The sequence below is a fragment of the Halosubterraneus shenae genome, from assembly GCF_050510935.1.
GTDB lineage: Archaea > Halobacteriota > Halobacteria > Halobacteriales > Haloferacaceae > JBDGPU01.
On record NZ_JBNLVO010000009.1, the window covers coordinates 22,654 to 42,335 of the forward strand.

Annotated in this window: 16 protein-coding genes and 1 pseudogene; 9 read left to right on the forward strand and 8 right to left on the reverse strand. The window is 60.4% G+C overall.

From position 1 onward, the window contains the following. The first annotated feature begins 62 nt into the window (after positions 1-62). The 3 genes from ACQE3M_RS15520 to ACQE3M_RS15530 all read left to right on the forward strand — a co-directional run bounded on the left by ACQE3M_RS15520 (position 63) and on the right by ACQE3M_RS15530 (position 2,430). Positions 63-464: a helix-turn-helix domain-containing protein gene (locus ACQE3M_RS15520; RefSeq protein WP_430506442.1), complete on the forward strand. Its 402-nt coding sequence runs from the start codon at positions 63-65 to the stop codon at positions 462-464. Positions 465-912: 448 nt separating this feature from the next. After that, entirely contained in the window at positions 913-2,037 is a 1,125-nt protein-coding gene (locus tag ACQE3M_RS15525; protein ID WP_430506443.1) for an MBL fold metallo-hydrolase, read from the forward strand. 36 nt (positions 2,038-2,073) lie between these two features. Further along, complete coding sequence (locus tag ACQE3M_RS15530; RefSeq protein WP_430506444.1) at positions 2,074-2,430, forward strand: SHOCT domain-containing protein; 357 nt, start codon at positions 2,074-2,076, stop codon at positions 2,428-2,430. A gap of 23 nt (positions 2,431-2,453) precedes the next feature. Here the strand turns inward: ACQE3M_RS15530 and ACQE3M_RS15535 are convergent, their stop codons facing one another. Together ACQE3M_RS15535 and ACQE3M_RS15540 are read right to left on the reverse strand one after the other, a co-directional pair. Beyond that, entirely contained in the window at positions 2,454-2,822 is a 369-nt protein-coding gene (locus ACQE3M_RS15535; RefSeq protein ID WP_430506445.1) for a rhodanese-like domain-containing protein, read from the reverse strand. After that, a complete protein-coding gene (locus tag ACQE3M_RS15540; RefSeq protein ID WP_430506446.1) occupies positions 2,815-3,378 on the reverse strand; it encodes a class I SAM-dependent methyltransferase in 564 nt (187 codons plus the stop codon). The genes ACQE3M_RS15535 and ACQE3M_RS15540 overlap by 8 nt, the downstream gene beginning before the upstream one ends. Positions 3,379-3,551: 173 nt before the next feature. Here ACQE3M_RS15540 and trxA point away from each other — a divergent pair, with 173 nt between their 5' ends. Then, positions 3,552-3,959 carry a thioredoxin gene (trxA, locus tag ACQE3M_RS15545; protein ID WP_430506447.1) on the forward strand — a complete coding sequence of 136 codons (408 nt, stop codon included), beginning with the start codon at positions 3,552-3,554 and terminating at the stop codon, positions 3,957-3,959. A gap of 104 nt (positions 3,960-4,063) precedes the next feature. After that, positions 4,064-5,356, forward strand: a complete 1,293-nt coding sequence (locus ACQE3M_RS15550; protein WP_430506448.1) for an MFS transporter — start codon at positions 4,064-4,066, stop codon at positions 5,354-5,356. A gap of 131 nt (positions 5,357-5,487) precedes the next feature. On the opposite strand, the gene ACQE3M_RS15555 is transcribed toward ACQE3M_RS15550, so the two are convergent. After that, the gene (locus tag ACQE3M_RS15555) at positions 5,488-6,150 is read right to left on the reverse strand and encodes a DUF6735 family protein (RefSeq protein WP_430506449.1); all 663 of its coding nucleotides are present in this window, start codon (positions 6,148-6,150) and stop codon (positions 5,488-5,490) included. Positions 6,151-6,299: 149 nt separating this feature from the next. On the opposite strand from ACQE3M_RS15555, the gene ACQE3M_RS15560 reads away from it, so the two are divergent. Beyond that, the gene (locus ACQE3M_RS15560; protein ID WP_430506450.1) at positions 6,300-7,682 is read left to right on the forward strand and encodes a hypothetical protein; all 1,383 of its coding nucleotides are present in this window, start codon (positions 6,300-6,302) and stop codon (positions 7,680-7,682) included. Positions 7,683-7,840: 158 nt separating this feature from the next. Here ACQE3M_RS15560 and ACQE3M_RS15565 read toward each other — a convergent pair whose 3' ends face one another. The 3 genes from ACQE3M_RS15565 to ACQE3M_RS15575 all read right to left on the reverse strand — a co-directional run bounded on the left by ACQE3M_RS15565 (position 7,841) and on the right by ACQE3M_RS15575 (position 10,941). Then, a complete protein-coding gene (locus ACQE3M_RS15565) occupies positions 7,841-9,649 on the reverse strand; it encodes an RNA-guided endonuclease TnpB family protein (protein ID WP_430506451.1) in 1,809 nt (602 codons plus the stop codon). 94 nt (positions 9,650-9,743) lie between these two features. Further along, positions 9,744-9,932: a hypothetical protein gene (locus ACQE3M_RS15570; protein WP_430506452.1), complete on the reverse strand. Its 189-nt coding sequence runs from the start codon at positions 9,930-9,932 to the stop codon at positions 9,744-9,746. Positions 9,933-10,044: 112 nt separating this feature from the next. Then, positions 10,045-10,941 (reverse strand): biosurfactant protein 1, encoded by an 897-nt coding sequence (locus ACQE3M_RS15575; protein WP_430506453.1) that lies wholly within the window; start codon positions 10,939-10,941, stop codon positions 10,045-10,047. Positions 10,942-11,085: 144 nt separating this feature from the next. Between ACQE3M_RS15575 and ACQE3M_RS15580 the strand changes: the two genes are divergently transcribed. Further along, complete coding sequence (locus ACQE3M_RS15580; protein WP_430506454.1) at positions 11,086-12,315, forward strand: RNA-guided endonuclease InsQ/TnpB family protein; 1,230 nt, start codon at positions 11,086-11,088, stop codon at positions 12,313-12,315. A 108-nt stretch (positions 12,316-12,423) separates the two neighbouring features. On the opposite strand, the gene ACQE3M_RS15585 is transcribed toward ACQE3M_RS15580, so the two are convergent. After that, on the reverse strand, positions 12,424-13,350 hold the full coding sequence (locus tag ACQE3M_RS15585) for a transcription initiation factor IIB (protein WP_430506455.1): 927 nt from the start codon (positions 13,348-13,350) through the stop codon (positions 12,424-12,426). A 313-nt stretch (positions 13,351-13,663) separates the two neighbouring features. Then, positions 13,664-14,199 (reverse strand): annotated as a pseudogene (locus tag ACQE3M_RS15590) (IS6 family transposase). Positions 14,200-14,331: 132 nt separating this feature from the next. Here ACQE3M_RS15590 and ppc point away from each other — a divergent pair. After that, on the forward strand, positions 14,332-17,025 hold the full coding sequence (ppc, locus tag ACQE3M_RS15595) for a phosphoenolpyruvate carboxylase (protein WP_006185531.1): 2,694 nt from the start codon (positions 14,332-14,334) through the stop codon (positions 17,023-17,025). A gap of 512 nt (positions 17,026-17,537) precedes the next feature. Further along, on the forward strand, positions 17,538-19,649 hold the full coding sequence (locus ACQE3M_RS15600; RefSeq protein WP_430506456.1) for a S9 family peptidase: 2,112 nt from the start codon (positions 17,538-17,540) through the stop codon (positions 19,647-19,649). The last annotated feature ends 33 nt before the right edge of the window (positions 19,650-19,682 follow it).

Genomic DNA, 19,682 nt, shown 5'->3' on the forward strand with positions numbered 1-19,682 from the left:
GCACAGTATTGTATCAACTATACAAACACTTTTGAGTGCGGAGCCCTTACAAAAGATAACCAATGGCTAATTCGATGAACGAGATGCTCCGGCAGGACATGGAATGTGAGGGGCTGCTGGAGTGTTTCCACGACCTGAAAGAGCTCGACAAGGAGATCTTCCAGCTGCTAAGCGACTACGAAGAGCCGCTCACAGTTGATGAAATCGCTGATGAAGTCGACCGTGAGCGCACAACCGCCTACCGGTCGGTCCAGCGGCTGCTTCAGGCGGGGTTCATCCAGAAAGAACAGGTGAACTACGAGCAAGGCGGGTACTACCACGTTTACCGGCCCCGCGACGGTGGAGAAGTCGCTCAAGAGATGCAGCGGACGCTCAACGAGTGGTACGCGCAGATGGGCCAGCTCATTGGCGAGTTCGGTGAGAAGTACAGCGATCAACCCGAATCTGCGACTGTAGAGGGGTAATCGAACCTGACAGACCGTTTGTGAACCCTGTTTGTCTGCTCACCGGTCACCACTCTTGTATCGGATAGACACGTCATCCGAGACCTGACTAAGCAGGGCCAAACGACCGGCCACCGGTTGTCGCATGTCGACCTTCCGATCGATGGACGACCACACAGATCACTGCCCTCACGATCGCCGCCGGAGCTCGCATTGGCGTCGTCTACGTGGCCTGACTCCTGGTCCACTATGTATGGCCGTCACCAACCGTTTCTGAACTGCCGCGATTCCCCATTTACGCGACGGAAGTGGTCGAGTACTACCAGATTGTCTCTGTGAAGGAGCGCCCCATCTGAGAGATAGGCCAGACCGCGTATCTCTAACAAACAGGTTTTGCCCCTCTTCTGGCTCCTTCCCCATCGCGCTAGGCGTCAACTTTATACCGCAAAGGTGCATAGTATTGGGTGTAATGAGCAATACCCGTATTGATCCAGCTGACGTTGCGCGGCGTATAGGGGAAGACGAAGCCGAGGATCTGTTCATCCTCGACGTGCGAAACGAGGACGACTTCGAAGAGTGGCAGATTCCAGGAAGCACCAACCTGCCCATCTACGACGAACTCTTGGAGGAGGACTTCTCGACGCTCGCCGACCGGCTCGACGAGCTCCCCGAGGACCAGGAGATCGCAGTAATCTGCGTCGCCGGCGTCACCTCCGCACGCGCCGCCGAGTTCCTGCGCGAGGAAGGGTTCGACGCGAAGTCCATCGACGGCGGGATGAACGGTTGGGGACGCGTTCACCGACAGTACGAGATCGAGGGCGACGATGGCGTGGTGCAGATCGTCCGCCCCGGGACGGGCTGTGTCTCGTACCTCGTCCACGACGGCGACGAGGCCGTCGTCGTCGACCCCACCCAGTACATCGATCAGTATCTCGGCGCGGCCGACGAGCGCGACCTCGACATCGTCGGCGTCGCGGACACCCACGCCCACGCCGACCACATCTCGGGTGCGCGGCGGCTCGCCGGCGAACTAGACGTCCCGTACTATCTCCACGAGGAGGACGCAGGCGAACTCGATGACGTGACTGAACTCACGAACGGCGACGTCATCGCGGTCGGTGACCGCAAACTCGACGTCCTCTATACGCCCGGCCACACGCCCGGGAGTGTCTCGTTCGGGTTCGGCAGTGCTCTCCTCTCCGGCGACACGCTGTTCCTGCGTAGTGTCGGTCGCCCCGACCTCGAGGATAGCTCCGAGGAGGCGGTCCGGACGGCAGCGAGTCAGCTGTTCGACAGCCTCGAGCGCCTGACGAGCCTCGACGATGACACAATCGTCCTCCCCGGCCACTTCAGCGACGAAGAGGTCCGTCCCCTCGCGACCGAGCTCGGCGAACTCGAAGAGGAGTCGACCAACGAACTGCTGAGTTACGTCGACGCCGGCGACGAAGAGACGTTCGTCGAGACTATCGTCGAGAGTCTTGCCGACGAACCCGCCAACTACAACGAGATCAAAGAGATCAACTGGGGCAAAGAACAGCCAGGCGAGGACGCCGAGGCTCTCGAACTCGGCCCCAACAACTGCGCAGCTAACTAACGCTCACGATTCCCTGCGGCGGGTTTCGAGCGGTCAGTGGACTCGAACTACGAACTTAACACGGTCATGAATTTCAGAAAAATAGTACCCCAGTTAATCGGCACCGTGGTAGCACCGACGGCAACGAGCGGTATCGCTGCCGCCCAAGGCGGGATGGGTGACCAGATGGGTGGCGGCATGTACGGTGGCTGGTGGCTCCTCTGGGCAATCGTTCTGATCGCGATTCTCGCCCTCGCTTACGCTGTCGTCACTCGAACCACTGACCAGTCTAGCGCACCCGAAACCGACACGGCGCTCGAAACACTCCGAGAGCGATACGCGCGCGGAGAGATCTCTGAAGAAGAGTTCGAAGAGAGCCGTGAGCGTCTGAAACGCGACAAGACTCGGCGGTAAACGCGACCGATCGGTCGTTTTTGTCAGGGTAGGAGTGACCGGATTGTGACAAAGACCCGGTACACCAGCGTGTTTCCCTCGTACTGGCGCCAACCCGTATAGCCTCCCGTGAGCGTGGCTGCGTCGTACCCTCGGTCGCTGAGCGTCGACGTCGCTTCCTTCGCGACGATGCCGGCTTTGCAGACCGTGACGACAGTGGCGTCGGCTGGGATATCGTCCAGGTATTCCTCGAGCGCTTCGCTCTTACCCCGTCGAAGTTCGTGGTACACTGGTGCGTTGTAGCTCCCATCGATATGACCGCGCCCGAAATCCCTTTCGGGTCGAATATCGAGGACGAACACACCTTTTTCGGAGCGTAGTTCGTCCAGTCGTGCGGGGGCGACGCTACGCATCGAGCACCCCGACGACGAGGAACGTTTCCGGTCTACTCGCCCGGAACTCGACCTCGAGACCGACGCCACGAAGCGCGGTCACGACCGCATCGGCGTCGTAGCGCTCGTCTACCGGGGGCCCTGCCTCGCCGTCACCAGCGGCTGACCAGTCTGCGACGACGAGTCGCCCAGTCGGCCGAAGCACGCGCACGATTTCTTCGAGCGCCCGTTCGCTCGCAAACTCGTGGTACGTCATCGTCGAGAACGCGGCATCGAGGGTGCCATCGTCGAACGGGAGGTTGCTGACGTCGGACTCAACTAACTCGACATTCTCCGGGAGACCCTTCTCACGATACCGTTCGTGCATCTCCGGCTGTACGTCGACCCCGTGGACGGATTCGACGTGGGGTGCGACATCGTCTGTGTAGAATCCCGTCCCACTCCCGAAATCGGCGACGGTCTCCGTGGAACTCACGTCGAGCGCCCAGAGAAGTTCCTCACGGGAGACGTAGCGGTAGCGACGCGCCGCGTCCTCGAGCTTCGATGCCTTCGCAGCGTCGAACGTGTGGTAGCCCATACTGTATAGTTATGGCCATACCCCGAAATAATCGTCGATGGGTTATAGAGCGGACTCGGTGATTTAGGGTATCTTGAACGGGTTACTAGAGAGATGTAAACTGATTCACTCCAGCAATATTGTTCTTTAAGTGCAAAACCATTAAGTCTCCCTGCTGCCTATCTTTGGATACGATGACGGAACCATCCGCAGACGATGTCGAGGAGATCCGAAAGAACCGCCGAGAAGAGCTCGTAGAGGCGGCAGACACGCTGTCGACGCCCGAGGAGCCGGTCTACGTGAACAGTCAGGCAGAACTCGACGCGACGGTCAACGAGAACGACGTCGTCCTCGTCGACTTCTACGCGGACTGGTGTGGCCCGTGCCAGATGCTCGAACCGATTCTCGAGAACCTCGCTGCGGAGACTGACGCAGCCGTCGCCAAAGTCGATGTCGACCAGAACCAGCAGCTCGCATCCCATTACGGCGTCCAGGGGGTCCCGAACGTGGTCGCGTTCAGTGCCGGTGAGCCGGCCGAACAAGTTGTCGGCGTCCGCGACGAGGCGTTCTACGCGAACCTCGTCGAGGAAGTGGCGAACTAGATGGATGGACTGTGCGTTACGGGACGGACGACGGGAAATCTGCCTCTACTGATGACCGAACTGAACTGGAGCCGAGCCCTATCAGCTGCGCAGCGGAATAACCGATGAGTACGAGATCTGAGCCCAAACAGGGTATTCGCGCGCACCTCGGGCAGTTCTCGCTGCACGTCCTATTGGTGTTCGCGACCGGCTTGACCATCGGGTCCGAACGCGCTGTCGTTCCGGTTTTAGGCCGCGACGTTCTCGGTGTCGAGTCCTTGCTCGTCATCGGCTCATTCGTCGTCTCCTTCGGGTTCGTGAAGGCCCTCCTCAACCTCTACGCCGGGAAATGGGGCGAGGAGTATGGCCGCAAGCCGGTCCTCATACTGGGTTGGGCGACGGCACTGCCGCTTCCCGTGATCCTCATCTTCGCCCCGAGCTGGGCGTGGATCACCGTCGGGAACATTCTGCTCGGTATCAACCAGGCGCTGACCTGGAGTATGGCGATCAACGCGAAGATCGATATCGCGGGGCCCAAACAACGAGGGTTGGCTGTGGGTATCGACGAAGCGTTCGGCTACAGCGGAGTCGCCGTCGGTGCGTGGGTAACAGGCGTCATCGCCGCCCGAACGGGCCTCCGTCCCGAGCCATTCTACTTCCTTGCCGCTGTCGTCGTGTTGGCGTTCCTCATCTCGATCTTCCTGATCAAGGAGACCGTACACCTCGCTGCGGCGGAAATCGATGACGACGATCACCACGACGCGAACCTCCCGTTCGTCGAAGTGCTAAAGCGGGCAACCTACGGCGACAAGACGCTGTTCGCTGCGGCGCAAGCTGGCCACATCGAGAAGTTCGTCGATACGCTATTCTGGCTCGCTGTCCCCCTGTATCTCACAAGTCAGGGACTCGGGATTGCAGCGGTCGGGTTCATCGTCGGCGTCCACAGCGCGATGTATTTCCTCCAGATCGCTACAGGCGGGCTCGCAGACCGGATCGGTCGCCGGCCACCGGTGGTCGCGGGGATGTTTCTCACCGGTGCCGGCGTTCTCGGGATGGTGCTCGTCGATGAGTATCTCCTGTGGGCCGTGCTCTCCGGTGTGTCCGGGCTCGGGATGGCGTTGCTCTACCCGAATCTGATGACCGTCCCCGGCGACGCCGCACACCCGACGTGGCGTGCGACCGGGATGGGAGTCTACCGGATGTGGCGTGACTCCGGCTATGGCGTCGGTGCGATCCTGATCGGACTTTCCATGGAGTTCGTCAACGTCGAGGCTGCCTTCTACATGACGGCACTCTTGATGTTCGTCTCTGGAGCCATCGTGTACGTTTGGATGGAAGAGACACACCCTGACTTTGGCACCCACGAGCCACCTGCGCCAGCTCCGGAGCAGCCCGACAGATCACTCTCAGACGACTAACCCACCGGGAGGACTTGATTATGGTCGCAGCGTTCGATCTTCCGACTTCGTCGGCAGGAACACGGGGACACTGGTCTGCCGTTCTCAAGGTTAAAACAACAATATGCGAAGAGAATTTCGTGCGTAACAAATCACCCACGACTGGTACTCGCCTTCTCGAAGGGTGATTCTCCAGTCGGAATGAGCAGCTCCTGTCGGTCGCCGACCCGCTCAGCGAGCTTCCGTTTTAGGTACTGTCTCGCCGTCGACGGCGTGAAGACCCCCTTGTCAAGCATGTCGCCGACGATGTCTTTGAGGGCCGCGAACTGTCCCTGCAGGTGGCCGTCGCCGACCGGCTCGCCGTCGTACCAGCGCACCGTCGCAAGCGCGCCGTTCCTGACAGTCTCTCCCTGTTCGACCGTCTCCGAGTCGTAGTGGAGCCCGAACCACAGCGTCCGATAGGCGGTCACCTCGAACGTCGTCGACACCACGAAGAACGCCTCGTGGTGGAGGTAGTCGAGATGGTCCGCGACGATCTCGTCGAGCGTGAGCCCGGTGGCACGAGGCTTCGGCTCGACGACCGTCGACGGTCGATCCTCGCCAGCGAGGTAGCCGTCGACCGCATCTGCCTCGAGGCCATCGGCCAGTTCCGCCAGCAGCTGTTTCGCCCACTTGGAGTCGGTGTCGTCGCCACCGAATGGCGACTCAGCCGAGATTCGGTGCTTGAGCTTCAGGTTCGCTGCGCCCCAATGGCTGTAGTGCAGCGTGTACTGTCCGTCTGTGCGTTCATACGCAACGAGTGCGCGGTGTCCCATCGAGCAATCACCTCACGGGGCGACCGCGACTGGATCGCCCCGCACCCCTACTGGGGCATAAAAACAAACAGCCGTGACCGGATTCGAACAGCCAACTGGGTTAGTTCTGTCCCGGCGATTATTCATACTCCTGTACTAATAGTGGAGCAATGTCATTAGAGTCGGAAGAAATTCACCAGCTGCTAGAATGGGCAATTGACTGGCAACACGATATCAGCCGTAATTCGACACCTGATGCGTTTGAAGCAAGCGAACGCTCGTCGTCACCATGGGCTCGCCATCGTTCAAATTATGCGTTCGAGAAACTAGCACAGGAGACTTTCCCACTCTATGACTTGGGAATTGCTCCATCTGATATAAAGTCAGATGTGCTAGGTATCATCCAAGACCTGGCATTCGAATCGGACGCTGAGGTAGACTGGGACGAATATCACTATCCCGTTGAGGAATCGATTGAAGAAGATGGACTGGTATCGACGTACGAGGCAAAAGTCAATCAGGTCATTGCCGAAATCGGGCAGGGTGAGCAACTGGAAACTATCTTCTATTTCCCGTTGAATATACAATGGGCTGGCTCTCCTCCAGAAATCGAGATTTTCGATATTACCTTCCAGCCAATCTCTGAGTCTGAATGGTCTGAGCAGCTTTCAGAATTCAGAAGGTATCCCGACACATTCGGAACTGGAACGGTGGAGTCGCTGTGTGAGGACACTGATTATAGCTATTGGACGACGACTATTCAGTCGAAAGGACGTAGCCATGCAGCGAATAAGCTCAATACTGCTCTGAATCTGTTGTGTGCGAAGATCAATTATACACTCTATTGTTGGGAAATTCAGCGATTGAGCGAGCGGGACCAGCCCTCGCCAGGGAATCCACGGTGGTCATGGATACAAGAACCGATGGCTGTCCTTACAGCTGGCACTGACCATCCATTAGAGGTCGCCATCACCAATCGGAGTTCACCTCGCACTGTGGACTTGGATTGGACTAATGGAGGTCTGCCGGAGCGGTTTGAGGAAATCCCGTCCTTCAATTATGGCGCTGATGGACTCGCAGGGATATTCCAAGATGCTCTTTTAGAGTATCAGCGAGCAATGGTCGAGACAGAACGTCAGAATGCATTTTTCGGATTTTGGCGGTGTATTGAAGAACTCACATTAGCTGGGCACGGTGAAAAAGGCGAGATCGTCGACCGGGCGATGTGGGCATATAGTGTCAGTGCCAGTGAGGCCCACGAAATATTTTTCAAAACCATCACTGAGCAGCTCTATGACACACGGAACAAATGGGTCCACGAAGCAAACTGGGGGGACATCTGGGAAATCCATGAACGCGTGGCCAAGTACTTAGCTGATTCATTGATTCAATTATATATAGACGATTTCTATGGGCTGGATCAAAACGTGGTGGCAGAGGCCTTTCGATATGCCCGTATGGAAGAGCCCCAGCGAGAAAAGAAGCAACGCCAGGCCGAACAACGTCTAGAGGCACTAAATGAACTCAATAATATCGAACAAGACTGTCCATAGTTGATTTGGCGGTTTACAGGTTGGGCCAGTAGTGTGCGAAGCTCTCAGTCGGATTCCTGAGCTAGCAAAGGTCTCGGAGAGCTTCGAACCTCGCGATTCCGATGTCGTGGTCCGTGAGGCCCTAAACTTTCGAAGACCTCAAAATCGTCGTAGCCGTTCTAATTTTCGGCAGGATTTGGAAGCATCTCATGGGAATCGGTCGTGCTGGCGAGCAAGCACTGCCTCGTAATGCTCCCGCTGGGACACCGCAGTCCCGTCTTCCTGCTCTGATTTTGTTGCAGTCCTCCCTCTGTCCGGCTTCGTGTCGTAGTGAGGGACGAAGAACGGTACTCGGACAATCGGGTCTGACGGCCACTCGCCGGATCCTGTTCACTGTTGGCCGCGGACTGAACGCCAGGCACCGACACGGTTTCTGAATCCTCCGTGCCGGCCTCAGAACGGACACGCTCGCAGGTGGGGCGTGATGGAAAGCTGGCGTGATTTCCCCGCGCCGTGTAGACACAGGGATTCGCCGTTTCCATCCGACTCCCAGAGAGGTGTTTTCGTCCGACGTTGACCGCGCCGACCACATCTCGGTCGCACTCATACTCACAGCTGGGACAGTAGAAGTGACCGCCGTTGCGTAACTCGGTGTGATCGGTCGGTGCCTTCACGGTCTTGCCACGTTCGCCACACCGCGGACAGTAGCGTGATGTCCCCCACGGATTCACCGTCTCGACGTCGATCCCGAGGAGGTCACTCTTGTACCGGAGCAGCTCAAGTAACTTCCCATGGGCCCACGTCGAGATGCTCCATGCCGTGACACCACCCGTGCCTTCGGCCTCCAGCTGCCCTAGCGACTCAAGGACGATCGTCTCGCATTCGTGAACGGTCGCGAGCCACACCAACTGATTCGCTACATCGTGCTGAATCTGGTCGCGGAGACGTCGCTCCTTCCGTCGCGTCCGGCGATATTCGCTGAGGAGGTGAGCGAACTGCTCGGTATGGCCCTTGCCCTGTTGGCGGAGTCCGGCAAGTCGGCTGTCTATGCTCTCGGCGTCGGCTTTCACTCGAAACAGCTTGTCCTTCGCGTGGTGGTCGACAAAGGCAGGTGGCGCGATCTGGAATTCCTCCTGTCCGTCTTCAGATCCGTCTAACACAACTGCAGTTGCCTGCTTTTTCACGCCGAGATCCACGGCGAGAACACGGCCGGGAGTGGTGTCTATGGAGGTCTCGGGAACATCTACTGGCACGTCCAGCGTATAGCCGTGTTCAGAGGAATGCAGTGTCGGCGCTTTCAGCTCTCCTGCCTCAAGCATATCGTTGAACCGTTGGTGGGCTGGGAACCGTATTTCGTGCTCTGTCCAGTCGGCATACGAGTTGGGCGATAGCGAATCCGGCGCCTTCAGCGTCACCATGACTTCTCCGTCCGTGGCTTGGACCTCGTGGATGTCTCCACGGCTGTCCGGGCCGAAGGGAACCGTGTCGTCGGGCTGGGGACAGTCGACGAGATCCGTGTATGCTTCAGGAAATCGGCCATACCGGTCGTAATGATAGTTTAGCTGCTCGACGATGGTTTCGATATTGCTCCAATGGATGTACGGTGAGTCTCCACTATCGAATAGGCGGCTTCGAAGCTGCTGCCATCCAACCCGCCTGATTTTTCGTTCCTCGACAGTGTCGACGATGAACTGGAAGGCACGGTACTTCTCACGATGAGCTTTTAGAATCCGAGTAACACGATGGTAGATACATCGCTTGAATCGGTTGTAGAGGTATGCGTCTGTGTCCTCGAACGGCTCGTACTCGTCGTCTCGGACGTAGGTGTGGTCGTTGCTATCGCGGGACTGAATCGCTTCGAGGTGCCTGTCTCGCCAGTATTCCTCCTTGAGCAATCGACGGAGATGGCGTTGCCCGAGCTCTAGGATTCGGGAACAGGCGGCGTGATACTCTCGGGGAATATGGAATTGTTCAGTGAGGTGGGTCATTTGTTGGCCTCGTGGTTCTCTCCCCCGCACCCCTTCTGGGGGGCAATAAACAGCCTCAGAAGCGAGACATCCGGATTCATCGTTATACCGCCGCTCAGGACTCGATCTGTGTTCCGGCGTCCCCACTGTCTTCCGGCTGGGAGAGCAGACTCACGTCTTGCAGGAGAGCTCTCGCTGCCTCGATCCGCTCCTGATCTGCGTCGTTGAGTCCGGCCGTCTCGATGCGTTTGAGATTGGTGAGTGAGCGATGCAGTCGATATCCGGGTGTGTTGCGTGGGTCCATTTGAAGCGCCTCGCCGATTCACGGCGCAGAGAAACCTCTCCGGCTGCGGGTAACTGTCGGACTGGGCCTGCTCGTTAACCAACATTGGTGTGTTTTTGTGTCGCTATGTTGGTTAAGACGAGTCCTGACCCGCTTTGCTGGGTCCGTAGCGAGCCGAGCCACACACCCGGCACTCCCAGATCGGTTGCCCCGTCCACGCCGCATCCGGGACCGACTCGTGGCTCTTGAACCGATGGTCGGTCGCCTGTCCACAGGTTTGACAGTCGAGTTCCTGCGTCGTCGGTACCGACGACATCTGGCGATCAGCCGCAGCCTCGCCAGTAGATTCGGTCAGCGCCATCGCTGGAACCAGCCACACCGCGTCGTCGGCGTCGTCGAGGACCGCGTCGAGACGCGACGCGCCGCGGATGCCGTCCCCACGCTGGTCGTAGAGCCGCGTCGGGGCCTGCTCCGGACGCTTCGACGCTTCCTGCCCGTGCCACCCAGTCCGGTCACGGGCGGCACTGAGAAGCCGCTCTCCCTCCTCTGACGACACCTGTACCGCGTCGGGCAGTGAGGGCCATTGCTCGGCCAGCTGGCGCGCCGGCGCCTCGTCGAGATCGTAGATGAGCGTGTAGTCGTCGACGGCCGGCTCCGCCTCGTTGGCAGAGAGGAGGTTCGCCGCGGCGCCGCCCTTCGCGACGGCGCCGTAGAACGTGGTCGACTCGACGACCAGGTGGACGATGCCGAGGCACGTCGTCGACGCTGCCTCGTTCGTGCTAGTGGCGTCACCTCCGAGATGGTTAGAGAGACAGAACCGGCATTTCGTCTGGCCGTCTGGGACTGACGCCCCACAGGACCGGCACTCGCCGTCGGTAGTCGTCGGCGCATCCGGGTAGCCACCAGCGCTCGTCGCGACGCGTTGCCGCCGGGGGGCACCTTCACACCCGTCGTCCAGCCTTGTGTCCGGAATGCGGGACGCCTCGCCGGTCGGCCGCAGTTCCTCAAAGTCGGAGTAACGACCGTTCATAGATACCACCCTGTGGAAACCGATTCCTGCAGCTGAGGGAAGGAGTGTGTTCGCTTGCCTACGCTACCGCCGTTGCTGGTGGAGGGGTGCATCCCCCACCTGACTATATTAATACATTTAAGCATAGATCGAGTTGTGAGTTGTATGGAGGTCCGTCGGACTGTCCCGGTCAAACTCGACGTGACCGACGAGCAGGCGGACCTGCTCCACGAGACGATTGACGAGTTCCTGTGGGCGGCCAATTACGTCGTGGACTCCGCGTGGGACGGCGAGTGGGCGGAAACCCGTTCGTCCGTCTTGCATGAGATGACCTATGACGAGGTTCGCGAGCAGACGCGACTCCACAGCAACCACGTCCAATCGGCTCGTAACCGTGCTGTTGACGCGCTCAAGAGCGTCGTCGCCGAGTGGAAGAACGGCGAGTACGCTTCGATTCCGACGTTCTCCTCGCCGTTCTGCGAATACAACCAGCGCAACGCCACGTTCCATGACGACCACGCCGTGTTGTCTACCGTCGATGGGCGTGTCACCGCCGAGTACGTCTTGCCCGACAAGACCCGTGACACGCCCCACTCGAAGCACCTGCGTTCTGAACGATGGGAGACGACAGGCGCGACACTCCACTATCGCCGTGGTGACTTCTACCTCCACGTCCGAACAAAGGCGGACGTGGACGATCCCAAACCGGCCGAGAACGGAACGATTCTCGGTGTGGACCTCGGGATCGAGAACATCGCCGTCACCTCGACTGGCGCGTTCTGGTCTGCCGACGAACTCAACCACTGGCGAACGGAGTACGTCCAGCGCCGCAAGTCGCTGCAGGAGTGTGGTTCGCGGTGGGCCCACGAGAACGTCCAAGCGGTCGGACGCAAGGAGACGGGGCGCTTCGAGCAGTATCTTCACCGTATCGCGAACGACATCATCGCTGAAGCGAGCGAGAGTGGTTGCACGGTAATCGCCTTCGAGGACCTGACGGATATCCGCGATCGTATGCCCGACGCCCGCAAGTTCCACGAGTGGGCATTCAATAGTCTGTACGACTACGTCTCGTACAAGGCCGAGGGACGCGGGATTCAGGTTAAACAGGTAAACCCGAAGAACACGTCCCGACGGTGCTCGTCGTGTGGGTTCACCCACGAGGACAACCGCCCGTCGCAGGACACCTTCCGCTGTCAGTCCTGTGGATATGAGAACCACGCGGACTACAACGCAGCGAAGAACATCGGCTATCGACTCCTTCGCAACCAAACTGGCGGCGAAGGAGGCGCACCCGTAGGCGTGCGCTTGAACACCGGGATGCTGAACGCGAACGGGGTCAAACCCGTACCAGATTCGGTTAGAGCGGGAGTCCATGGTGAAAGTCCGCCTCTTTAGGTGGGCTAGCTTACAGAGTAGTCTACAGAGAACTTCGCTCGTCTTCGTGTTTAAATCGTAGCGTGGATCGAACGATATGCAATACAGACGGAGAGACAGTGGGCTGCGTCAGGCGACCTGTTCCTCCAACGTATCCCGGTGTGCCCGGACAGTCGCCTTCGAGGCGTTCGCCACGTCCGCCGCCTCGGATTGCGTTAACCATCGGCCCTCTTCGCGACCGGCCTTGTAGAGACAGGCCGCGGCGAACCCGGCCGGATGGACGCCCGTCGTGACGCCGCGCTCCTCGGCCTGTTCCGCGAGGGCTCGGGCCCGCTGTCGGATTTCGTCCGGACACTCGAGGTCCGAGGCGAGGCGCGGCACGAACATGCTGGGGGAGACGGGCTCAGCGGGGAGACCCAGCTCTTCGTTCAGCGTCTTGTACGCGTTCGTGACCCGTGACTCCGCCACGCGGGCCATCTCGCTGACGTCGTCCACTAACCGCGAGCGGCCGTTGCACCGGCAGGCCCCATAGACGCTGGCCGCGGCGATGGCCTCGATGGACCTGCCACGAAGCAGATCCTCGTTCTGGGCGCTCCGAAAGAGCTGACACGCCTGGTCGCGAACCGAATCGGAGAGCTCAAGGGAACTCGTCAACCGACGCACTTCGCCCAGCCCGTGGGCAAGATTCCGTTCCGCTTTCGACCGCCAGCGACCCCGGGTCTGCTCACGGCGCATCCGCGCGAGTCGCCGTCGCTTCTGCCCGGAGAGTTCGTTCCCCTTCGCGTCGGTACCGCGACCGATCTCCGTCGACAGGCCGCGATCGTGGCGAGCCGCAGTAAGTGGGGCGCCCGTTCGTTCACACTCCTCGTCGTCGTACGGCCGCCACTCCGGCCCGTGATCGATACGCTGTTCGTCGATGACCAGGCCACAGTCCTCGCAGATCGTTTCGGCCGCGTTCGTCGTGATTCGACCGTCGCACTCGGGACACTGGTTCGCACTCGATTCCGTTCGGACGTCTTCGTCGAATCCGCTCTCGTAGATGTCTCGGGTTGCCATCGTTCTCACCGTGTTTCGGGAACCCGCCAGTTCGGCGCGCCCCTCACCCATTGAGGGGCAAATAGAATATGGGGAGAGACTGATGCACCTACTGAGGAATTTAGAGTGATTGAATCATAGTGTTATAGCGATTTATGGGTTTTAAGGAGCCAGCGCCCTCGGAAGTAGGACACAACCTACGAACACGAACTCAACTACCAGCATTCAAGCGGAATCCCTCCAACGTAATTAAGTTACTACTCCGAAAATTATATCCTCGATAGAAGGTCGTGTTAACTTAGGCATGATTCCACCAGACGGTGTAGGCTTGTAACTACGTTTCCGCGGTCGATGAATCGACGTGGCTGAACGAAAGACACGTTCGACTTGATTTCTGTAGCTGTGGATCTCGACGCGGTATTCAAGCCTTTCTCGACGGAGCGCGCCCGCGATATCGGCTGCGACATCGACGAGAAACACAGAGCCGGAGACATCGTGTTTCTCACACAACTCGATGAGAAACGCTCAACCGATCGGGATTGTATACGTCGGAAAGAGCCGCGAATGAAGGATTCTGTTCGTCTGCGGATCGACTGCAGCGTACAGCCAGTGTTCCTTGAGTGCTCTTCGTCGTTGACCCAGATCCACTCCGGCTGGCTGTAAATTGGCCTTTCAAACCTAATTGTGAACTGCAGTGCGACCCCGTTTGACACCCAACTCCTCAAGAAGAATACCTGTATTTGGAAGTGATAATCCAGCAAGATGGTGGCGGATACCCGTTTCAATGATCTCGCGGGGTGTCCGCTCTCGCTCCACAAAACCAAAGTTAATCCACTCGGGACACTCGCTGAGGCGGTCGGTTTCGGTCATAGAAATCTGAGACTCTGACCGCCTCTTCCTTAACACGACGGTGAAGAGCGGCGAAAGCTGTGAGCCACAATCTAGTTGATCTGGCGGTGCTACAACCAAACATCCATTAGGATGGAATTACGGGTTGACTGCATGGAGTTACATGGTCGGAGCGTGCGGCAGGACGTCCGCGAACTCGGTGAGACTCTCGGGGATGTCATCGCCGGCCACGCATCGGATATCTCGTTCGAAGCCGTCGAAACAGCCCGTACCGCCGCCATCGACTATCGTAGCGGTGACGCACCGGACCGACGACCACTCGAGCGATCACTCAGACAGAACCCAGAAGACGTCAACACGGACATTGCCCGCGCGTTCACGAACTACTTCGAACTCATCAATCTCGCCGAAGAACGCGAACGCATCCGAGCCCTGCGCCGCGGCGAACACGAGGGGAGCCTTGGGGACAGTCTCCGCGCAGCCGTCGAAACCCTCGCCAACGAGGGCGCACCACCCGAAACCGTCGCCCGCGTCCTGGAGGACGTTCGCGTCAAACCGACCTTCACCGCGCATCCCACCGAGGCACGTCGCAAGACCGTGAAGGCCTCCCTCCAGCGCGTCAGCGACCTCATCAAGGAACTCGACGAACGTCGCCTCACCGACCAAGAACGCAAAGTCAAACTCGAGCGCCTCGACGCCCTCGTCGAGAGCCTGTGGACGACCCGCCAAGTCCGCGAACGACGGCCGGAACCGTTTGATGAATCCCGAAATGTCCACTGGTATCTCGCTAACGTCATCTTCGACGTCGTTCCCCAGGTCTACGAGGAACTCGAAGACGCACTCGAGGCCGAGTACGACGATCCACCCGAGGTTCCCCAGATCCTTGACTTCCGATCCTGGGCTGGCAGCGACCGCGATGGCAACCCCTACGTCACTCCCGAAGTCACCGAGAAGACCCTCGGCCGCCAGCGCCGACTCGTCCTTGAGCGCTATCAGGAGGCCCTCGCCGACATCGCCGGCGTCCTCAGCCAGGACGCCACCCGCGTTGATGTCAACGGCCTCCCCGAATCCCTCCAAACCGACGCCCATGCTGTCCCCGGCGTCGTCGAACGCGCGAACGAACGCTACCCCGACGAACCCTTCCGCCAGAAGGTCGCCGTCATGCTCGAACGCGTCTCCCGCGTCGACGACGTCCGACCCGGAGGCTACGAGGATTCGGCGGCCTTCCACGGCGAACTCGAACGCCTCACCGAGGCACTCCGGAACACCAGCCTCGACGACGTCGCCACGGAGTACGTCGACCCACTCATTCGGCAGGTCGAGACCTTTGGCTTCCACCTCGCCGCCCTCGACCTCCGCGACCACCAGCAGATGCACACTGGCGCCCTCGAACAGGCCCTCTCTCAGAAGAACATCGACTACACCGGGATGAACGAGGGTGAGCGCGTGGAGTTCCTCACGGAGGCCATCCTCCAGGACCAACCCGTCCTCGACCTCACCGATACCGAGGGGCTCGACGACGACGCGAGCCGCGTATTTCGCCGCTTTGACGCCCTCGAGAACTGGCAGCGCGAGTACGGCCCCGAGGCCATTGACATGTACGCCATCAGCATGACCGAGGAACCCAGCCACGTCCTCGAAGTCCTTTTCCTCGCCGACCAGGCTGGCGTCACCTGCCTCCCCGACCACGCCGGTATCGACATCGTCCCCCTCCTTGAGACCGAATCCGCACTCTCCGGCGCCCGCCGCATCATGGGCACACTTTTCGAGAACGACGCCTATACCCAGAGCCTCCAAGCCCGCGACGGCGTCCAAGAGGTCATGCTCGGATACTCGGACTCCAACAAGGAGAACGGCTTCCTCGCCGCGAACTGGGAGCTCGACCGCGCCCAGCGTCGCCTCGCCCAGATCACCGACGACTATGGGGTTGGTCTCCGCTTCTTCCACGGCCGCGGCGGCTCCATCTCCCGTGGTGGCGGCCCCATGAACGAAGCCCTCCTTGCCCTCCCCAAAGAGACCGTCTCCGGCGAGGTCAAGTTCACCCAACAGGGCGAAGCCATCGCCGAAACATATGGGAATCCGCGCATCGCTGAGCGCGAACTCGAACAGATGCTCAACGCCCAGGTCCGCTCCCGGCACGCCGCTGTCACCCAGCCAGATGACCGTCTCCCTGGCCACTGGGAGGACGCCATGGACATCATGGCCGAAGCCGCCCGCGATGCCTACCGCGACCTCCTCGAAACCGAGGGATTCGTCTCCTACTTCGAGCAAGCCACCCCAATCACCGTCATCGAACAGCTCAACCTCGGCTCCCGCCCCGCCTCCCGAAGCGGAGAGCGCAGCGTTGAGGACCTCCGCGCTATCCCCTGGGTGTTTTCCTGGACCCAGTCCCGCTGCATCATTCCCGGCTGGTATGGCCTCGGCACTGGCATCCAGACCTACCTCGACAAAGGCGGCGACCTCCAAGTACTCCGCGAGATGTACGAGGGGTGGCCTGTCTTCCAGACTACCCTCGACAACGCCGCGCTCAGCCTTGCCCGCACCGAGATGGAGATCGCCAGCGAGTACGCTAACCTCGCTGAAGACGACCTCCGCGAGGAATTCTTCCCACGCATCCAGGCCGAGTACGAGAATGCGAGCGGCCACGTCCTCGCCACCACCCAGCGCGACGACCTCGTCGACCGCCCGTGGCTCCGAGAGAGCCTCAACCGCCGCAATCCCTATGTTGACCCACTCAACTACCTCCAGATTGACCTTCTCAACCAAAGCCACCGTACCAATCAGGCAGAACGCACACTCCGCCTGACGGTCAAAGGAATCGCCGCCGGCATGAAGAACACCGGCTGAAAATTTTCACCGGCAACTTCCAGACGACGCCACAATCAAAGAAGTCATTCTGAAAAAGTAGAAAATCGGTGACTAGACAGTTCGTATCATCGTTGACTATGATGTGGACCACCCGAGAAATCTACCGCCGAAGACACCGACGTGAAAGACACCGTCGGGATTAACCTCGGTATCACGAAGTTCATTCACGACGCAGACAGCCAAGCGTTCCGGTAGACGAGCAAGTAGAACGCGCTTGAATCGAGAAATGGAATCAAGCGCTCGAGGGAATACGAATCGAACAACTGGACCAAGGCAAGACCACACTTAGCGCGAGCGTACAACCGTCTTTCGAACAAGCGTCGGCGTATCGAGAAGTACTCACTAACGCCAAAACGCAACAGTTTGACGCGGTGTTCCTCGAAGATACGAGGTGATCCAAACATTCGAACGGTTCGGTGAGAAGAATGGCTGTCACGTTGTCCTGGTTCCTAGGAGTGAACACCAAATCCCCGCGCTCGGTACGCGACCCCATGCCGGACGAGATACCGCTCGAGACCCACTACGACCTCCAGCTGCCGAATGACGTCGCCGTGGCCCCGGATGGCGACCGGGTCGCGTTCGTCGCCGACGAGTTCGACGAAGCCGACGACGAGCGCCACAGCACGCTGTACGTCGCCCCGGCCGACGGCTCTCGCGAGCCGCACCGACTCACGCGCGTTTCGGAGGCGCAGTCACCGAAATGGGGGCCGCAGGGGGACCGCCTCGCGTTCCTCGCGTCGCGCGAGACCGATTACGCCCGTCGCCAGGGACGCGAGGACGACGCTACGGACGAGGAGGAGGCCAGCTCCGACGACGGAACTGGCGGGGACGATGGGGACGAGGGACCCGAAACGCAGGTGTGGTGCTTCGACCTGTCGCTGGGCGGCGACGCTGAACAGGTCACCGACTTCGACGAGGGCGTGCGGGAGTTCGACTGGGGGCCCGACGGCGACCGCATCGTCGTCTCCGCCCGGGATCCGACCGAGGCGGAACAGGAGTACCTGGAGCAACGGGAGGAGGGCGGCCCGATCGAGACCGAACGCCTCCAGCACAAGTTCGACGGCGTCGGCTTCACCGACACGGTGACGACGTACCTGTTCGTCGTCGACGTCGCGACCGGCGAGCGCAGGCGGCTCGACGACGCCTACGGCGCCGGCTCCTCGGAACCCCTGATGGGGCTCCAGCCCGCGTGGGGCCCGGGTGAGCGTATCGCGTACGTCTCCGTCGACGTGAACTCTCCCGACGTCGACGCCGACGACCCCGACGATACGCTCGTCGTCGACGTGTTCACCATCGCGCCCGACGGCTCCGAGCGACGGACGGTCACCGTCGGCGAGCAACGCTGCTCGGACCCGGTCTGGTCGCCCGACGGCGACCGGCTGGCCTTTGCCGCGGGCAACCCGACGAACTGGTACCAGCCGACCGAAGTGTACGTCGCGCCTGACGACGAGACGGCGATCCCGTATTCGGTCTCCGCGTCGCTGGATCGCACGGTCGCTCGCTTCGGCGCGCCGCGCTGGCAGGACGACGACACGATCGTCTGCCCGTTTGCCGATCAGGGCAGGACCCGTCTCGTCGAGCTCGACCCCGACGAGGACGCCCCGACGCGCGTGTTCGACTCGCAGGGCCGCGACCGTGACCTCGGGCGATTCGACCTGGCCGGCGGCACCGTCGCCTGCACGCTCGCGAGTCCCAAGGGCGGATCGGACGTCTACACCGTCGCCACCGACGACCTCGAAACCGGCGAGGAGGAGGACCTCACCCGCGTGTCGCTGCTCAACGAATCGTTCCTCATCGAGTACGAGCACCCGATGACCGAGCGCGTCACCTTCGAGAACGAGGACGGCCGCGAGGTCGAGGCCATCGTCTACCTGCCGCCCGGCTTCGACCGCGAGGACCCCGACGCGGCGCCGACTATCGCCGCCATCCACGGCGGCCCGATGTCGTACGACGCGCCGACGTTCTACTTCCCGCACGCCTACTGGTGCTCGCGCGGCTACGTCGTAATCCGCGTCAACTACCGCGGTTCGACCTCCTACGGCAGCGAATTTGCCGAGACGCTCTACGGGAGCCGTGGCGAGCTGGAGAGCGACGACGTGATCGGCGGCGTCCAGCACCTCGTCGACCGCGGCTGGGCCGACGAGGACCGACTGTTCGTCACCGGCTTCTCCTACGGCGGGATCACGACGGCTCACATCGTCGCCCGCACCGACGAGTTCGCCGCCGCGGCGCCCGAACACGGCATTTATGATTTCTACTCGACATTTGGCACCGATGATAATCACAATTGGCACGATTGGGAGTTCGGCATGCCGTGGGAAAACGTCGAGACGTACCGCGAAATTTCCTCGCTCACGCGCGCCGGCGACATCGACACCCCGCTCCTCGTCACTGCCGGCGGCGAGGACTGGCGCTGCCCGCCGTCCCAGGCCGAGCAGCTCTACGTCAGCGTGAAAAAACAGGACGTCCCCGCGCGGCTGGTTATTTACGAGGACGAACACCACAACATCGGGGATCCGTCGCGTGCGACCCATCGCGTCGAGGAACTGACTGACTGGTTCCGGCGGCACGACCCAGCCATCGAGACCGAGGACGGGGACTGACACACGGCAGGAGGAGTCGACGTCGGGCTTCGC

What these genes read in the sequence shown, in the direction of transcription:
- ACQE3M_RS15520 (WP_430506442.1), top strand. Translation starts at nt 63, where the DNA reads ATGGCTAATTCGATGAACGAGATGCTCCGGCAGGACATGGAATGTGAG.
- ACQE3M_RS15525 (WP_430506443.1), top strand. Translation starts at nt 913, where the DNA reads ATGAGCAATACCCGTATTGATCCAGCTGACGTTGCGCGGCGTATAGGG.
- ACQE3M_RS15535 (WP_430506445.1), bottom strand. Translation starts at nt 2,822, where the DNA reads ATGCGTAGCGTCGCCCCCGCACGACTGGACGAACTACGCTCCGAAAAA.
- ACQE3M_RS15540 (WP_430506446.1), bottom strand. Translation starts at nt 3,378, where the DNA reads ATGGGCTACCACACGTTCGACGCTGCGAAGGCATCGAAGCTCGAGGAC.
- trxA (WP_430506447.1), top strand. Translation starts at nt 3,552, where the DNA reads ATGACGGAACCATCCGCAGACGATGTCGAGGAGATCCGAAAGAACCGC.
- ACQE3M_RS15550 (WP_430506448.1), top strand. Translation starts at nt 4,064, where the DNA reads ATGAGTACGAGATCTGAGCCCAAACAGGGTATTCGCGCGCACCTCGGG.
- ACQE3M_RS15555 (WP_430506449.1), bottom strand. Translation starts at nt 6,150, where the DNA reads ATGGGACACCGCGCACTCGTTGCGTATGAACGCACAGACGGACAGTAC.
- ACQE3M_RS15560 (WP_430506450.1), top strand. Translation starts at nt 6,300, where the DNA reads ATGTCATTAGAGTCGGAAGAAATTCACCAGCTGCTAGAATGGGCAATT.
- ACQE3M_RS15565 (WP_430506451.1), bottom strand. Translation starts at nt 9,649, where the DNA reads ATGACCCACCTCACTGAACAATTCCATATTCCCCGAGAGTATCACGCC.
- ACQE3M_RS15570 (WP_430506452.1), bottom strand. Translation starts at nt 9,932, where the DNA reads ATGGACCCACGCAACACACCCGGATATCGACTGCATCGCTCACTCACC.
- ACQE3M_RS15575 (WP_430506453.1), bottom strand. Translation starts at nt 10,941, where the DNA reads ATGAACGGTCGTTACTCCGACTTTGAGGAACTGCGGCCGACCGGCGAG.
- ACQE3M_RS15580 (WP_430506454.1), top strand. Translation starts at nt 11,086, where the DNA reads ATGGAGGTCCGTCGGACTGTCCCGGTCAAACTCGACGTGACCGACGAG.
- ACQE3M_RS15585 (WP_430506455.1), bottom strand. Translation starts at nt 13,350, where the DNA reads ATGGCAACCCGAGACATCTACGAGAGCGGATTCGACGAAGACGTCCGA.
- ppc (WP_006185531.1), top strand. Translation starts at nt 14,332, where the DNA reads ATGGAGTTACATGGTCGGAGCGTGCGGCAGGACGTCCGCGAACTCGGT.
- ACQE3M_RS15600 (WP_430506456.1), top strand. Translation starts at nt 17,538, where the DNA reads ATGCCGGACGAGATACCGCTCGAGACCCACTACGACCTCCAGCTGCCG.